The 15,231-nt window shown below is 72.3% G+C and carries 14 protein-coding genes and 1 pseudogene; 8 read left to right on the plus strand and 7 right to left on the minus strand.

Translation table 11 applies throughout. The annotated features are described in order from the left end of the window. Positions 1 to 23 precede the first annotated feature (23 nt). A complete protein-coding gene (locus QF030_RS07030; RefSeq protein ID WP_307167493.1) occupies positions 24 to 1,163 on the plus strand; it encodes a methyltransferase in 1,140 nt (379 codons plus the stop codon). Here the strand turns inward: QF030_RS07030 and QF030_RS07035 are convergent. Both QF030_RS07035 and QF030_RS07040 read right to left on the minus strand, forming a co-directional pair. Further along, the gene (locus tag QF030_RS07035) at positions 1,150 to 1,992 is read right to left on the minus strand and encodes a class II fructose-bisphosphate aldolase (RefSeq protein WP_307161784.1); all 843 of its coding nucleotides are present in this window, start codon (positions 1,990 to 1,992) and stop codon (positions 1,150 to 1,152) included. The two genes, QF030_RS07030 and QF030_RS07035, sit on opposite strands and share 14 nt — an antisense overlap. A 25-nt stretch (positions 1,993 to 2,017) precedes the next feature. Further along, entirely contained in the window at positions 2,018 to 2,899 is an 882-nt protein-coding gene (locus tag QF030_RS07040; RefSeq protein ID WP_307161785.1) for an SIS domain-containing protein, read from the minus strand. Between the two features lie 94 nt (positions 2,900 to 2,993). Between QF030_RS07040 and QF030_RS07045 the strand changes: the two genes are divergently transcribed. Beyond that, the gene (locus QF030_RS07045; protein WP_307161786.1) at positions 2,994 to 3,773 is read left to right on the plus strand and encodes a DeoR/GlpR family DNA-binding transcription regulator; all 780 of its coding nucleotides are present in this window, start codon (positions 2,994 to 2,996) and stop codon (positions 3,771 to 3,773) included. 196 nt (positions 3,774 to 3,969) lie between these two features. Here the strand turns inward: QF030_RS07045 and htpG are convergent, their stop codons facing one another. The 3 genes from htpG to QF030_RS07060 all read right to left on the minus strand — a co-directional run bounded on the left by htpG (position 3,970) and on the right by QF030_RS07060 (position 7,576). Next, positions 3,970 to 5,895 carry a molecular chaperone HtpG gene (gene htpG / locus QF030_RS07050; protein ID WP_307161787.1) on the minus strand — a complete coding sequence of 642 codons (1,926 nt, stop codon included), beginning with the start codon at positions 5,893 to 5,895 and terminating at the stop codon, positions 3,970 to 3,972. 133 nt (positions 5,896 to 6,028) lie between these two features. Further along, a complete protein-coding gene (locus tag QF030_RS07055) occupies positions 6,029 to 6,655 on the minus strand; it encodes a hypothetical protein (RefSeq protein ID WP_307161788.1) in 627 nt (208 codons plus the stop codon). A 90-nt stretch (positions 6,656 to 6,745) separates the two neighbouring features. Beyond that, positions 6,746 to 7,576 carry a class I SAM-dependent methyltransferase gene (locus QF030_RS07060; RefSeq protein ID WP_307161789.1) on the minus strand — a complete coding sequence of 277 codons (831 nt, stop codon included), beginning with the start codon at positions 7,574 to 7,576 and terminating at the stop codon, positions 6,746 to 6,748. Between the two features lie 252 nt (positions 7,577 to 7,828). Here QF030_RS07060 and QF030_RS07065 point away from each other — a divergent pair, with 252 nt between their 5' ends. The 4 genes from QF030_RS07065 to QF030_RS07080 all read left to right on the plus strand — a co-directional run bounded on the left by QF030_RS07065 (position 7,829) and on the right by QF030_RS07080 (position 12,134). Continuing rightward, the gene (locus QF030_RS07065; RefSeq protein WP_307161790.1) at positions 7,829 to 9,271 is read left to right on the plus strand and encodes a sensor histidine kinase; all 1,443 of its coding nucleotides are present in this window, start codon (positions 7,829 to 7,831) and stop codon (positions 9,269 to 9,271) included. Continuing rightward, the gene (locus QF030_RS07070) at positions 9,268 to 9,915 is read left to right on the plus strand and encodes a response regulator (RefSeq protein WP_307161791.1); all 648 of its coding nucleotides are present in this window, start codon (positions 9,268 to 9,270) and stop codon (positions 9,913 to 9,915) included. Before QF030_RS07065 ends, QF030_RS07070 begins: the two co-directional genes overlap by 4 nt. A 171-nt stretch (positions 9,916 to 10,086) precedes the next feature. Continuing rightward, positions 10,087 to 11,337 carry an MFS transporter gene (locus QF030_RS07075; protein WP_307161792.1) on the plus strand — a complete coding sequence of 417 codons (1,251 nt, stop codon included), beginning with the start codon at positions 10,087 to 10,089 and terminating at the stop codon, positions 11,335 to 11,337. Between the two features lie 50 nt (positions 11,338 to 11,387). Continuing rightward, positions 11,388 to 12,134 carry a maleylpyruvate isomerase family mycothiol-dependent enzyme gene (locus QF030_RS07080; RefSeq protein ID WP_307161793.1) on the plus strand — a complete coding sequence of 249 codons (747 nt, stop codon included), beginning with the start codon at positions 11,388 to 11,390 and terminating at the stop codon, positions 12,132 to 12,134. Between the two features lie 64 nt (positions 12,135 to 12,198). Here QF030_RS07080 and QF030_RS07085 read toward each other — a convergent pair whose 3' ends face one another. Continuing rightward, complete coding sequence (locus QF030_RS07085) at positions 12,199 to 12,603, minus strand: MarR family winged helix-turn-helix transcriptional regulator (protein WP_307161794.1); 405 nt, start codon at positions 12,601 to 12,603, stop codon at positions 12,199 to 12,201. Between the two features lie 86 nt (positions 12,604 to 12,689). Here QF030_RS07085 and QF030_RS07090 point away from each other — a divergent pair, with 86 nt between their 5' ends. Together QF030_RS07090 and QF030_RS07095 are read left to right on the plus strand one after the other, a co-directional pair. Beyond that, a complete protein-coding gene (locus QF030_RS07090; protein WP_307161795.1) occupies positions 12,690 to 14,180 on the plus strand; it encodes an MFS transporter in 1,491 nt (496 codons plus the stop codon). A 68-nt stretch (positions 14,181 to 14,248) separates the two neighbouring features. Next, positions 14,249 to 14,533 carry a DUF6332 family protein gene (locus tag QF030_RS07095; RefSeq protein WP_307161796.1) on the plus strand — a complete coding sequence of 95 codons (285 nt, stop codon included), beginning with the start codon at positions 14,249 to 14,251 and terminating at the stop codon, positions 14,531 to 14,533. Here QF030_RS07095 and QF030_RS07100 read toward each other — a convergent pair. Beyond that, positions 14,494 to 15,157, minus strand: a pseudogene (locus QF030_RS07100) (response regulator). The gene QF030_RS07095 and the pseudogene QF030_RS07100 sit on opposite strands and share 40 nt — an antisense overlap. Between the last annotated feature and the right edge of the window lie 74 nt (positions 15,158 to 15,231).

The raw sequence follows: 15,231 nt of genomic DNA on the forward strand, positions 1-15,231 counted from the left end.
CTTGACACACGATGAACGACCGTATGACGACGCCGTGGGGCGAGGTCACGCTGGCCCGCCACCCCGAGGATCCTCGCGAGACACTGCGCGCCTGGGACGCATCCGACGCGTATCTGCTCAGACACCTCGCGGAGCAGGCCGTCCCGCTGACCGGCACGGTGGTGGTGCTCGGCGACCGCTGGGGTGCGCTGGTGACGGCGCTCGCGGCGCACCGCCCGACGCAGATCACCGACTCCTGGCTGGGGCAGGAGGCGACCCGGGCGAACCTGGCGCGGGCCGGCGTCGAGACCGGCGCGGTCCGGCTGCTCACCACCCAGGACCCGGTGCCGGAGCGGATCGACGTGCTCCTGATCCGGGTGCCGAAGAGCCTGGCGCTGCTGGAGGACCAGCTGCTGCGGCTGGCGCCCGCCGTGCACGCGGAGACGGTCGTCGTGGGCACCGGCATGGTGAAGGAGATCCACACCTCGACGCTGAGGCTGTTCGAGCGGATCCTGGGGCCCACCCGGACCTCGCTCGCCGAGCAGAAGGCCCGGCTCGTCTTCTGCACGCCGGCTCCGTCGCTGCGCCGCCCCGGCAACCCGTGGCCCTACGCCTACGACGTGCCCGACGACGTCGGCGGCGCCCTCTCCGGCCGGCCGGTCGTCAATCACGCGGGCGTGTTCTGCGCCGACCGCCTCGACATCGGCACCCGGTTCCTTCTGAAGCACCTGCCCACGACCAGCGGCACGCGCCGGGTCGTCGACCTGGGCTGCGGCAACGGCATCGTCGGTACGGCGGTGGCGCTGGCCAACCCGGAGGCCGAGGTGCTGTTCACGGACGAGTCGTTCCAGGCGGTGGCGTCGGCGGAGGCCACGTACAAGGCGAACGGGGTGCCGGGGCACGCCGAGTTCCGGGTCGGGGACGGGCTGGCGGGGGTGGCCGACGGCAGTGTCGACCTGGTGCTGAACAACCCGCCGTTCCACTCCCACCAGGCGACCACGGACGCCACGGCCTGGCGGATGTTCACCGGGGCCCGGCGCGCGCTGCGGCCGGGTGGCGAGCTGTGGGTGGTCGGCAACCGGCACCTGGGCTACCACGTGAAGCTGAAGCGGCTGTTCGGCAACAGTGAACTGGTCGCCGGTGACCGGAAGTTCGTGGTGCTGAGGGCGGTCAGGCGAGGGTGAGCCCGACACCGGTGAGGATCCGTTCGACGGTGCGCGCCATGGCCTCCCGCCCCGCGTTCAGGTAGGGCCGGGCATCGACCGCGTCCGGATGCGCTCCCAGGTGCTCGCGGATCGCGCCGGTCATCGCCTGGTTGAGCGCGGTGCCGATGTTGACCTTGGCGATGCCTCCCGTGACGGCCGCCGTCAGCTCGCGGTCCGGGACCCCGGAGGAGCCGTGCAGGACGAGGGGCACCTCGAGGGCCGTACGGAGCCGTCCGAGCAGGCCGTGGTCGAGGGCGGCGGTGCGGGTGGTCATCGCGTGGACGCTGCCGATGGCGACGGCCAGCGCGTCCACACCGGAGTCGGTCACGAACGCGCGGGCCTCGACCGGGTCGGTACGGGCGCCGGGCGCATGCGCGCCCTTGCCGCCGATCTCGCCCAGCTCCGCCTCGATCCAGAGCCCTCGGGCATGGGCCAGCTCGACGGCGGCACGGGTCGCCGCGAGGTTCTCCTGGTACGGCAGGCGGGAGGCGTCGTACATGACCGAGCTGAAGCTCGCGTCGGCCGCCCGGCGCAGCAGCCGGTCGCTCCGGACGTGGTCGAGGTGCAACGCGACCGGGACGGCGGCGCGTTCGGCCGCGACGGCGGCGGCGCGGGCGAGCGGGAGCAGCCGCCCCTGGCGGTAGGCGACCGCGTTCTCGCTGACCTGGAGGACGACGGGCGCCCCGGCGGTCTCGGCGCCGGCGATGACGGCCTCGACGTGTTCCAGCGTGATGATGTTGAAGGCGGCGACGGCGGTACGGGCCGCGTGCGCCCGGGTGACCAGTTCGCCGGTGGTGGTGAGCGGCACGGCAACTCCTCTTCAGGTCGAAGGCTCAGGGAGCGAGGATCACCGAGCGGGTGAGGTGGCGCGGGCGGTCCGGATCGAGACCACGGGCGGCGGCGACGGCCACGGCGAGGCGCTGGGCGCGGACCAGTTCGGCGAGCGGGTCCAGCTCACCCGGCACCCACAGCGCGCCGGTGGCGCCCACCTGCCGGGCCAGCCCGTCGGGTGCCTCGCCGAACATCCAGGTCGCGGTGGAGCCGGTGGCGATGCTGATGGGACCGTGCCGGTACTCCATCGCGGGATAGGCCTCGGCCCAGGACAGCGACGCCTCGCGCATCTTCAGCGCGGCCTCGTTCGCCAGTCCTACGGTCCAGCCGCGTCCGAGGAAGGTGAACTGCCCGCAGTCCACGAGCCCTTCGGGGAGGGGCTCGGCGAGCGCGGTCCGGGCGTCGGCGACGACACCGTCGCCGTGCAGGCCCAGATGGGCGCGGAGCAGGGTGAGCGCGGTGGTCGCGAACCGGGTCTGCACGACGGAACGTTCGTCGGCGTGGTCCAGGACCACGACATGGTCGGCCGACTCGACGACCGGGGTACGCGGGTCGGCGGTGATCGCGGTCGTGCGGGTGTGCCCGCGCAGCCGGCCGAGCAGGTCGAGGACCTCGGTGGTGGTACCGGACCGGGTCAGGGCGACGACCCGGTCGTAGGGGCGGCCGTGCGGGAACTCCGAGGCGGCGAAGGCGTCGGTCTCGCCGTGTCCGGCGTCCTCGCGCAGAGCTGCCGCGGCCTGGGCCATGAAGTACGAGGTACCGCAGCCGACGAGCGCGACCCGCTCCCCGGGCTTCGGCAACTCGTGCGCGTACCGGGACACTTCGGCTGCGGCGCGGATCCAGCACTCCGGCTGGTCGGTCAGTTCGTCCTCGACGTGGGTCATGCCCCACCTCTCACCGACGGTGACTGCTCTTGCGTGTTCATGCAAGATAGAGCCACCATTCGAGCAACTTCAAGCATGCGAACGGAGATCGTCCATGTCGCGTGACGCCCGCTGGAAGGCGTTGCTGGAACTGCTCGTCGAACGCGGCCGGCTGGACGTCGAGGACGCGGCGGCCGCGCTCGCCGTGTCGGCGGCGACCATCCGCCGTGACTTCGACCAGCTCGCCGAGCAGCAGATGCTGCTGCGCACGCGGGGCGGGGCGGTGGTGCACGGGGTGTCGTACGAGTTGCCGTTGCGGTACAAGACGGCCCGGCAGGCCACCGAGAAGCAGCGGATCGCCGGCGCGGTGGCCGCGCTGGTCGCGCCCGGGGAGGCGGTGGGGCTGACCGGCGGCACGACGACCACGGAGGTGGCGCGCGCGCTGGCCGTGCGGGGCGATCTGGCGTCCGGCTCACCCGCGCTGACCGTGGTCACGAACGCGCTGAACATCGCGGCGGAGCTGGCGGTGCGCCCCCAGTTCAAGATCGTGGTGACCGGGGGCGTGGCACGGGCGCAGTCGTACGAGCTGGTCGGACCGCTCGCGGACGGAGTGCTGGGTCAGCTCACCCTCGACGTGGCGGTGCTCGGTGTCGTGTCCTTCGACGCGACGCACGGCGCCGCCGCGCACGACGAGGCCGAGGCGGCGGTCGACCGGTTGCTGTGCGAGCGCGCCGAGCGGGTGGTGGTGGCCGCCGACTCCAGCAAGCTGGGGCGCCGGGCGTTCGCCCGGATCTGCGCGGCCGACACGGTGGACACACTGGTCACGGACACGGCGGCGGACGCGGCGACGGTGGGCCGGTTCGAGGAGGCGGGTATCCGGGTCCTCCTCGTCTGAACCGGCAAGCCGCCGCCGCACGCGGCATGGGCGATGTCGATGCCGTGATCGTCCATGTCCCCGCCGCCCCGCCGGGGCTGAAACCGGCCGGGCGTCCGTGTGAACAGGCCGAGCGGGGGGCCGGACGGAGTGCCCCGGGCGCAGAGCCGGGCCGCAGGGCCGGGCCCTGCGGCCTGTGCACGGTCCCGCGGCATGGCTACAGCGCGCGCTCCAGCTGGTCCGCCACCAGCTTGACGAACCGTCCGGGCTCCTTGGGCCGGCCGCCCTCGGCGAGGATCGCCAGACCGTGCAGCAACTCGGCGGTCTCGGCGAGCCCCGTACGGTCCTCCCGCTCCTTGTAGGCCTGGTTCAGACCCTTCACGAGCAGGTGATCGGGGTTGAGTTCGAGGATCCGCGGGGCGCGCGGCACCTCCTGCCCCATCGCCCGGTACATGTTCTCCAGCGCCGGGGTGAGATCGTGCGCGTCGGAGACGATGCAGGCCGGGGACACGGTGAGACGGGACGACAGCCGCACCTCCTTGACGTCCTGCCCCAGTTGCTCCTTCATCCAGCCGAGCAGACCGGCGTACTCCTCGCCCTGCTTCTCGCGCTCGCCGTCGGTCTTCTCGCCGTCCTCCCCGCCGAGGTCGACCTCGCCCTTGGCCACGGACCGCAGCGGCTTGCCCTCGAACTCGCCCACCGCGTCGACCCACACCTCGTCGACCGGGTCGGTGAGAAGCAGGACCTCGATGCCCTTCGCCCGGAACGCCTCCATGTGCGGGGAGTTCTCGATGCTCTGCCGGGACTCGCCGGTCAGGTAGTAGACGGCGTCCTGTCCGACCTTCATCCGCTCCACGTAGCTCTTCAGCGTGGTCGGTTCGTCCGCGCTGTGCGTGCTCGCGAACGACGACACGGCGAGGAGGGTGTCGCGGTTGTCGGAGTCGGTCAGCAGCCCTTCCTTCAGAACGGCGCCGAACTCCCGCCAGAAGGTGGCGTAGCGGTCGGGGGCCGCGGTCATCATGTCCTTGACCGTGGAGACGACCTTCTTGGTGAGCCGGCGCTGCATCATCCGGATGTGCCGGTCCTGCTGGAGGATCTCGCGGGAGACGTTCAGCGAGAGGTCCGCCGCGTCGACCACGCCCTTGACGAAGCGCAGGTAGGACGGCAGCAGCTCCTCGCAGTCGTCCATGATGAAGACGCGCTTCACGTACAGCTGCACACCGCGCTGGTAGTTCTGGTTGTACAGGTCGTGCGGCGCGTGCGAGGGGAGGAACAGCAGCGCCTGGTACTCGAAGGTGCCCTCCGCCTGGAGCCGGACGGTCTCCAGCGGCTCGCGCCAGTCGTGGCTGATGTGCTTGTACAGCTCGTGGTACTCGTCGTCGGACACCTCGTCGCGCGAGCGCGCCCACAGGGCCTTCATCGAGTTCAGGGTCTCGGGTTCGGTCGCGGTGCCGGCGTCCGCCCCGGCCTCGGCGGTGGCGCCGTCGGCCGCCTTCGGGACCAGCCTGATGGGCCAGGTGATGAAGTCCGAGTAGCGCTTGACGATCTCCTTGATCGTCCGGTCCGCGGTGTAGTCGTGCAGCTGGTCGTCGGCGTCGGCCGGCTTCAGGTGCAGGGTGACCGTGGTGCCCTGGGGCGCGTCGTCCACCCTCGCCAGCGTGTAGGTGCCCTCCCCGCGTGACGACCAGCGGGTGCCCTGGCTCTCGCCGGCCCGCCGGGTCAGCAGCGTCATCTCGTCGGCCACCATGAAGCCGGAGTAGAAACCGACGCCGAACTGCCCGATGAGCCCCTCGGCCCCGGCCTCCTCCTGGGCCTCGCGCAGCTCCTGCGCGAACTTGGCCGTGCCCGAGTTGGCGATCGTGCCGATGAGCCGGCCGACCTCGTCGTACGACATTCCGATGCCGTTGTCCCGCACCGTCAGGGTGCGGGAGGCAGCGTCGGTCTCGATCTCGATGTGCGGGTCGGAGACGTCCACGTCGAGCGTGTCGTCCCGCAGCGCGGCGAGCCGCAGCTTGTCCAGCGCGTCGGAGGCGTTGGAGACGAGCTCGCGGAGAAAGACGTCCTTGTTCGAGTAGACCGAATGGATCATCAACTGCAGGAGCTGACGGGCCTCTACCTGGAACTCAAACGTTTCGGTCGACATGATGGGCGTGTACCTCACAGGTTCCGGAGTCTCCTGGACTGGCGGGGTCCACTGTAAAACACCAAGTCAGCCTGCGAAGCTCGCTGTTCGTGATCGTCCGGACGCGCGGATCGGCGCGGCCGGTCGGGGGGGATCAACGTGGGATCTCCTCCACCTCCGCGAAGCCGTCCGTGCTCCAGCGGAGCCGCGTCAGCCACTCGGTGGAAACGCGGGTGAAGAGGAGGTCCCCCGAGCTTCCCACGGGGGCGACCTTCGACCAGCCGTCGAAACTCGCGGTGAGTTTCGTGTCCCACCGGGTGAGGTCCGCCGTCCCGACGGCGGCGAGCGACTCCATGGGCGGTTCGCCGTCGTAGCAGTAGTCCCCCCAGTCCGCGATGACGGCGACCGTCGCGTCGAACACCTTGAGCGTGAGGCTCTGGCACCGGTCGGTCGCGGTCGCGTACACCAGGCGCGGCGCGCTCCACACGCCGGTGTCCGCGTCCCGGTGCCGTTCCACGAGCCCGCGCCCCTCGACGTACGCCATGCCCACCCGTCGGCCGTCGGGCAGTCCGATCTCCGCGTCGAACCGAGGGGCCGGCGCGGCCGGTGATGCCTGGGCGCCGGTACCCCTACCGGTGGTCGTGCCCTCGGCCGTGGCGGGTGCGGTGGCGGTGCCGGTCGCCGAGGCGCCGCGGCCTCCCTGTCCGCCGCAGGCCACCGCGCCACCCAGCAGCAACACCGCCCCCGCCAGGGCCCGCAGCCGCTCTCCGTGTGTCCGCATGCCCCTATGTTCCCCTCTCTCCGGGTCGAGGCAGAGCACGTCGGTCCGGGTCGCATCGGTTCAGTCCAGGTCGCGTCGGTCCGTTCCAGGTCACGCCGGTCCGGTCGCGTCGGACCGGTTCGGGTCACGGCGGTTCGGCCCGGGTCGGTCCCCATGGGTGACGCGGATCTTGGACTGGCCGTGCGGGAGCTCCTCCCAGTCGTGCATGAAGCGGGCTCGCAGGCCGTGCTTCTCGGCCAGGGCCACGAGGGTGTCGGTGCGGTAGTAGAAATCCTCGCGCAGCACCTGGTGCTCCTCGCCCTCGGTGCGGTCGAAGGTGAAGTCGAACCAGCCACCGGGAGCGAGCACCCGTCCCACGTTGGCGAGGCACTCCTCGATGACCGGGAGCGGCGAGTGCGAGAAGACGCTGTGCGCGTGCACCACGTCGAAGTGCGCGTCGGGCAGGAACCGCAGCGTCAGGTCGCGCACCGGCGTCAGCGCCGGCAGCCGCTGTTGCAGCCCCATCTCCACGATGGTGTTCTGGGCGGCCACGAGGATGTCGGGGGAGATGTCGATGCCGTGGTAGTGGCCGGGCTCCAGGTGCCGGATGAACCGCCAGCCGCCCCGCAGATTGCCGCAGCCGATCTCCAGCATGCGGTGCTCCGGACGCAGACCGTGGCCGATCAGGTAGTCGAACTGCATGGCGCCGAGGGCGAGCCACCGCTCACGGCTGCGGCTGCCGACCGCCGCGTCCGGATCGGCGCGGGTGTCGGAGCGCATCACCGCGCGGTAGTAGGAGACGTGATCCTGGTGGCGGTGGCTCAGCCACAGGTCCCGGGCGGCGCGGGCGACATGCCGGGGCACCCGGTCCGGGTGGCGCAGGGCGTACCCGATGCGGTGACCGAGGGCCGCGCGGTTGACGGTGAGCTTCTTGGCGGGCATGCGGTTACCGGCCTTTCCGAGCGAGGTTCTCGAGATGCGTGACGTTCGCCCGGTTCTCACGATCGCGCGTTCTTGGCGGTCGCGAAATTCCCGGGCGGCGTCTCCCGCACGGTGCGGGATCCGGTTCCAGCTTCGGGGTGTGCGGGCGGCACCGCCTCGCCCGACCGTCGCGGCTCGTCGGCCGGTTCGGGCGATCCGGATGTCAGCCGATCGGTTGATGCGGCCGGACGTCCGTAGCGTTAGACACGGAGGATGAGACACACCGATCCGGACGAACGTCGGCTGGGCACGGTCGTGCACCTCGCGTTCTTCGCGCTGCTCGGCTCGTCGTTCGTCCGCTTCCTCAGCCGCGACCGGGGCGAAGCGCACACCGGATGGGTGGTGGCGCTGTACGCGGCCTTCTGCCTGCTCTACGTCCTCGGGCCGTTCCTGGCCGCGGCGCCGCGCCCCGGCTCCGCGCCGACCTCGCGCCATCTGGCGTGGCTGGGCTCGGTTTCGGCCGTCTGGGTGATTCTCCTGGCGCTCGCGCCCAGCGCGACCTGGTGCGCCATGCCGCTGCTGTTCGCCGGCCTGCACGCCTTGCCGCCACGGATCGCGGTGCCGCTCGCGGCCGTGCTCACCGCACTGGTCGTGGTCTCCGAGGTGCGCGTGGCCGACGGCGCGCTCAATCCCAACATGGTCGTGGCGCCGCCGGCCGTCGCCGCGGTGGCCACGGCCGTGCTGGTCCACCTGCAGCGCCAGGGGGCCCGGCAGCGCGTGCTGATCGACGATCTGGTCCGTACCCGGCGCGAACTCGCGGCCTCCGAGCGGCAGGCGGGTGTCCTCGCGGAGCGTCAGCGGCTGTCCACGGAGATCCACGACACCCTCGCGCAGGGCCTGTCCAGTCAACGGATGCTGCTGCACGCGGCCCAGCGCGTCTGGAAGTCGGATCCCGAGGCGGCCCGCGAGCACGTGCGCGAGGCCGCCGAGATCTCCTCCCGGGGCCTCGCCGAGGCCCGCCGGTTCGTGCACGACCTGGCGCCGGCCGACCTCGCCGCGCACTCCCTCCCGGAGGCGCTCACGGTGCTCGCCGCACGGGAGAGCGGACCGGGCCTGACCGTGGAGTTCCGGCTCGAGGGCGCCCCGGGCCGACTGCCCGAACGGGTCGAGGCGGCGCTCCTTCGCATCGCCCAGGGGGCACTGGCGAACGTCCGTGAACACGCCGCGGCGACCAGGGGTGTGCTGACCCTGACCTGCCTGGACGACCTGGTCTCCCTGGACGTCGCCGACAACGGCCGCGGATTCGGCCCGGCGCCGGGCGCAGCGGCTCGCCCGCCCGCCACCGCGGACCCCTTCGCCCCGCACACCGCCCCGGCCGTCGTTCCGGGCGCCGCCCCGAACGCCCTTCGGCACACCGCCTCGCACACCGCCCCGGCATTCCTTCCGCACATCGCCCCGGACGCCCCACCGGACCCCCTTTCGGACGCCCCACCGGACCCCCTCCCCGGCACCGCATCGGCCGTCGACCCGGGCACCGTTCGGATGCCGGAACAGGACCGCACGCGCGGGCACGGGATTCGGGCCATGCGGATCCGGGCCCGGCAGGCGGGCGGCACGCTCAGCGTGGAGTCCGCACCGGGCGAGGGCACCGTCGTCACCGTCGCCGTGCCCCTGGCCTCGTCCGTACCCGATCCGCTCGAGGAGCCCGTCCCGTGAGCGCGTCCGTGTCCCCACCACCCGTCCGGCTGCTGCTGTGCGACGACCATGCCGTGGTCCGGGCCGGACTGCGTGCCCTGCTGTCCAGCGCAGACGGCATCGACGTGGTCGGCGAGGCGGGCACCGGTGAGGAGGCACTCGCCCTGGCCGCCCGGCTGCGTCCCGACGTGGTGCTGATGGATCTCCAGCTCGACGGCGGCATGGACGGCGTGACGGCCACGCGGCGGCTGACCCGCGGACCGGAGGCGGGTCCCCGGGTCCTGGTGCTCACGATGTTCGACACCGACGCCGACATCACCCGCGCCATCGAGGCCGGCGCCACCGGCTACCTGCTCAAGGCGGAACGGCCGGACGAACTCTTCTCGGCGATCCGCGCCGCGGCGGCCGGCCGCACCGCGCTGTCGGCTCCCGTCGCCGACCGCCTGCTGACCAGGCTGCGCAGCCCGCGTCCCGCCCTGTCCGCCCGTGAGCACGAGATCCTCGCTCAGCTGGCCCGCGGCCTGGGCAACCGGGAGATCGCCCGGGCCCTGTTCATCAGCGAGGCGACGGTCAAGACCCACCTCGGACGGATCTACGGCAAGTTGGGGGTGGAGACGCGGTCGGGCGCGGTGGCGGTCGCGAAGGAGCGACGACTGCTGTCATGACGATCGCCATGAGATCGCCCATGCCGATGCGACGGCCGCCGTACGGTCGTGGCAGCCGCCCTGCCGACACGGCACGGGGAGACCCGGGACCCTCACGCGGTCCGTGCGACGGAGACCCGACGCTGCCACGACGGCCTTGTCCAGCTCGTGACCACCACCTAGCCTGATTTTGTGCCGCAAATAAACAAAACCCGAACACGCGATGCGGTGCCGGGCGACGGCAACGACCTCGGCCGGCTCCGTATCGCTCTGACCACGTTCTTCGCCCTTGATGGCTTCGTCTTCTCCGGATGGGTCGTGCGGATCCCCGCCATCAAGGAACAGACCGGCGCCTCCCCCAGCACCCTCGGTCTCGCGCTCCTCGGCGTCTCCGCGGGCGCGGTGATCACCATGATGTTCACCGGGCGTCTGTGCAGCCGCTACGGCAGTCATCCGGTCACCGTGGTCTGCGCGGTCCTGCTCTCCCTCAGCGTCACGCTTCCCCCGCTCACCCACTCCGCCGCCGCGCTCGGCGCCGTACTGCTGCTGTTCGGCGCGGCGTACGGAAGCATCAACGTCGCCTTCAACAGCGCCGCCGTCGACCTGGTGGCGGCGCTGGGCAGGCCGGTCATGCCCACCTTCCACGCCGCTTTCAGCCTCGGCGGCATGATCGGCGCCGGTCTCGGCGGGCTGGTGGCGGGGTCGCTGTCCCCGACACGGCATCTGCTGGGCCTCGGGATCGTCGGCCTGCTCGTCACCGCGCTCACGGCACCGACGCTGCTCCGGCAGGAGCAGCCGCGGCCGCCCGGCCACGCAACCGATGGCGTGCCCGGGCCCGCCACCGCCGAAGCCGGGGCTCCGGGGCCCGCGAAGGCGAGCCCGCACCGGCTGACGCCCCGCACCCGTCGTCTCGTCGTCGTCTTCGGTCTGATCGCCCTCTGCACCGCCTACGGCGAAGGGGCCCTCGCCGACTGGGGCGCCCTGCACCTGCGCCAGGACCTGGGCTCCTCCGCCGGGACCGCCGCGGCCGGGTACGCGTGTTTCGCGCTCGCCATGACGATCGGCCGGCTGACCGGCACCACCCTTCTCGAACGGCTCGGCCGCACCCGTACGGTGGTCATCGGCGGCGGGGTCGCGGCGGCCGGGATGCTGCTCGGCGCCCTCGCTCCGGCCCCGTGGGCGGCGCTCCTCGGCTACTCGGTCGCGGGGCTCGGACTGGCCAACCTCTTCCCGGTAGCCGTGGAACGCGCGGGAGCCCTGGCCGGCCCGAGCGGCGTCGCCACGGCCTCGACGCTCGGTTACGGCGGCATGCTGCTGGGCCCGCCCGCCATCGGCTTCATGGCCGACTGGTTCTCCCTGCCCGTCGCCCTCACCAGCGTGGCCGCGCTCGCCGCGGTGGCCGCGGCGATCGGCTTCGCCACCCGCCGGGCGACGGCCGGCTGAGGACCGGCGCCCCTCCCCTCGACCGCACTCCATCCGGCACACTCCCCCACATGGAGACTGCCGAGTTCATCCGCATCCTGGACCAGGAGGGTCGGTCGCTGGCTTCCGCGGCGGCACAAGCGGGTCCCGACGCGAAGGTGCCGACCTGTCCGGACTGGCAGGTCAGGGACCTGCTGCGGCACACGGGCACGGTGCACCGCTGGGCGACGTCGTTCGTGGCCGAGGGCGAACCCTCGTTCCGGCCCTTCGCCGAACCGCCGCAGCTCGACGGCGACGCGCTGCTGGACTGGTACCGCGAGAGCCACCTGCGGCTCGTCGACACCCTGTTCAGCGCGCCGCCCGACGTGGAGTGCTGGCACTTCCTGCCCGCACCGTCACCGCTCGCGTTCTGGGCCAGGCGGCAGGCGCACGAGACGGCCGTGCACCGCGTGGACGCGGAATCGGCCCGCGGCCGCGCTCCGGAGGAGACCGCCCGGGACCTCACCCCCGGCTTCGCGGCGGACGGCATCGACGAGTTGCTGCGCGGCTTCCACGCACGCGCCAAGAGCCGGGTGCGCACCGACCGGCCCGGGATCCTGCGGGTGCGGGCCACGGACACGGACGACGCCGTGTGGACCGTACGTCTGTCGGCGGAGCCGCCCGCGACCGAGCGGAACGCCGAAGGGGACGCCGACTGCGAGGTGTCCGGTCCCGCGGCCCCGCTCTATCTGTCGTTGTGGAACCGGTTGCCGCTCCCGGCGGTGGCCGGGGACGCGGCGCTGGCGACGCTGTGGCGGGAGACGTCCGCCGTGGGCTGACGGCACGCCGTGGGCTGACGGCACGCCGTGAGCCGACCGCGCCGTGGGACGACGGCCCGCCGCGTCAGTCCGTCAGCATCCGGGTCAACACCGCGCGCTGCACCGGCCGTACGTCCCCGTGCAGCGCGCGCCCCTTCCCGGTGAGCGCGACCCGGACGCCTCGGCGGTCCTCCGCGCACATGCCGCGCTCGACCAGACCGTCCTTCTCGAGACGGGCGACGAGCCGGGACAGCGCGCTCTGGCTGAGATGGACCCGCTCGGCGATCTCCTGGACGCGATAACTGCACGAGCCGTCCGGCGCCGGTGACTCCGCGAGGACGTCGAGCACCTCGAAGTCGCTGCCGCACAGGCCGTGTCGGTGGAGCGCCCGGTCGAGTTCGCACTGGGTCCGCGCATGCAGCGCCAGCATGTCCCGCCACTGTTCCACGAGCGCCTGCTCGGTCTCGGCCTCGGCCTTCTTCGCCGCCATGGGCCGCACCGTAGCAGAGAACGTCGGTCGTTGCATCGGAATTAAATGCACTTGCATTCGATGCATACGCATGTAGTGTTTCGGTCATGACCTCTCCGCTCCCCTCCCCCGCGTCCCCGCTCGCCGAGGGCCGCTGGACCTCGCGGCTGTGGGGCACCCTGCTGGTGCTGTGCGCCGCGATGTTCCTGGACGCGCTGGACGTGTCGATGGTCGGCGTCGCCCTGCCGTCCATCGGCTCCGACCTCGGCCTCTCCACCTCGACCCTGCAATGGATCGTCAGCGGCTACATCCTCGGCTACGGCGGCCTGCTCCTGCTCGGCGGCCGCGCGGCCGACCTGCTCGGCCGGCGTCAGGTCTTCCTGATCGCCCTCGGCGTCTTCGCGCTGGCCTCGCTGCTCGGCGGGCTGGTCGACTCCGGCCCGCTGCTGATCGCGAGCCGGTTCATCAAGGGCCTGAGCGCCGCCTTCACCGCCCCCGCCGGCCTGTCCATCATCACCACGACGTTCCCCGAGGGCCCGCTGCGCAACCGGGCGCTGTCCATCTACACCACCTGCGCCGCCACCGGCTTCTCGATGGGCCTGGTCCTCTCCGGCCTGCTCACCGAGGCCAGTTGGCGCCTCACCATGCTGCTTCCCGCGCCGATCGCGCTGATCGCGCTGGCCGCCGGTCTGAAGCTGCTGCCGCGCAGCGAACGCGAGAAGGACCACAACGGCTACGACGTGCCCGGCGCCGTCCTCGGCACCGCGTCGATGCTGCTGCTGGTCTACACCGTGGTCCAGGCACCGGAGTCCGGCTGGACCTCCGCACGCACGCTGTTGTCGTTCCTCGCCGTCGCCGTCCTGCTGACCGCCTTCGTCCTCGTCGAACGCCGCTCGGCCGGCCCGCTGATCCGGCTCGGCGTGCTGCGTTCCGGCAGCCAGGTCCGCGCCCAGCTCGGCGCGATGGCCTTCTTCGGCTCCTACGTCGGCTTCCAGTTCCTGGCCACCCTCTACATGCAGACGCTGCTCGGCTGGTCGGCGCTGCACACGGCACTCGCCTTCCTGCCCGCCGGCGCGCTGGTCGCGGTGTCCTCGACCAAGATGGGTTCGATCGTCGACCGGTTCGGCACCCCGCGGCTGATCGCGGCGGGCTTCGCCTTCATGGTCACCGGATACGCGCTGTTCCTGCGGGTGGATCTCGACCCGGTCTACGCGGCGGTGATCCTGCCCACCATGCTGCTGATCGGCGCGGCCTGCGCGCTGGTCTTCCCCTCGCTCAACATCCAGGCCACCAACGGCGTGGCGGACCACGAGCAGGGCATGGTCTCGGGCCTGCTCAACACCTCGGTGCAGGTGGGTGGCGCGATCTTCCTCGCGGTGGTGACGGCGGTGGTGACCGCGGGCGCCCCGGCCGACCCCACCCCGCAGGCCGTCCTCGACAGCTACCGGCCCGGGCTGGCGGTGGTGACGGCCGTCGCCGCCGCGGGCCTGCTCATCACCCTCCCCGGACTGCGCACCCGGCGCGCCCAGGGCTCGGTCCTGGTCGCCAGGTCCGCCGTCGCGGAGACGGCCGCGGAGCCCGTGGGGGCCCGCGACTGAACCGTTCACGAGTGGGCGCCCGGCGGGGCCGATTGCCTCGCCGGGCGCCCACCTGTGAGACTCGCCCCATGAGCGGCTACGGGGGCAGGCGCACACAGGCCGAGCGGGACGTCATCACCGTCGAGATCGGCTACGCGTTGTGCAGTGCGGTGTTCGCGGCGGCGGTGCTCTTCGGGGCGGTCGCCGGACCGGCGCTGCTGTTCGAACTGCCGGGCCTGGCGGAGAAGTCGCTGCTGCGGGCGGGCCTGGGGCTCGCCCCCGTGGTGTTCCTGGTCCGGGTGGTCTCCGTGCTCGTCCGTCTCCGTACCGGCGCTCAGCCCAGCCAGCCCGGCCGGACCAGCCCCGACTCGTAGGCCTACGACCAGTTGAGCCCGGTCCCGGGCGCCCAGCTTCACCATCGTGCGACTCACGTGCGTCTTCGCGGTGAGGGGACTGACCACCAGCCTGCGGGCGATCTCCTCGTTGGACAGACCGATCCCCACCAGCGCCATCACCTCCCGTTCCCGTTCGGTGAGCCGGCTCAGCGCGTCCGCCGCCGCGGGCTCCTTCGAGCGGGCGGCGAACTCGGCGATGAGCCGGCGGGTGACTCCCGGCGACAGGAGCGCGTCCCCGGCGACCACCGCCCGCACGGCGCGCAGGAGTTCCTCCGGTTCGGTGTCCTTGACCAGGAAGCCGGAAGCACCCGAGCGGATGGCCTCGAAGACGTACTCGTCGAGTTCGAAGGTGGTGAGCATGATGACCTTGACCTGGGAGAGCGCCTCGTCGTCGGTGACCCTGCGGGTGGCGGCCAGACCGTCGAGACGGGGCATCCTGATGTCCATCAGCACGACGTCCGGCCGCAGTTCGCGCACCGCGCGCACCGCTTCCTCCCCGTCGGCGGCCTCGCCCGCCACCTCGATGTCCGGCTGCGCGTCCAGCAGGGCCCGGAACCCCGCCCGGACCAACGACTGGTCGTCGGCGAGCAGTACGCGGATCACCGTGCCTCCCTTTCCCTCGCCGACCGGTCCTGCTTCCAGCACCGGCGCTGCTCCGTCTACGGGTCCTGCTCCCT

The organism is Streptomyces rishiriensis, assembly GCF_030815485.1.
Lineage (GTDB): Bacteria > Actinomycetota > Actinomycetes > Streptomycetales > Streptomycetaceae > Streptomyces > Streptomyces rishiriensis_A.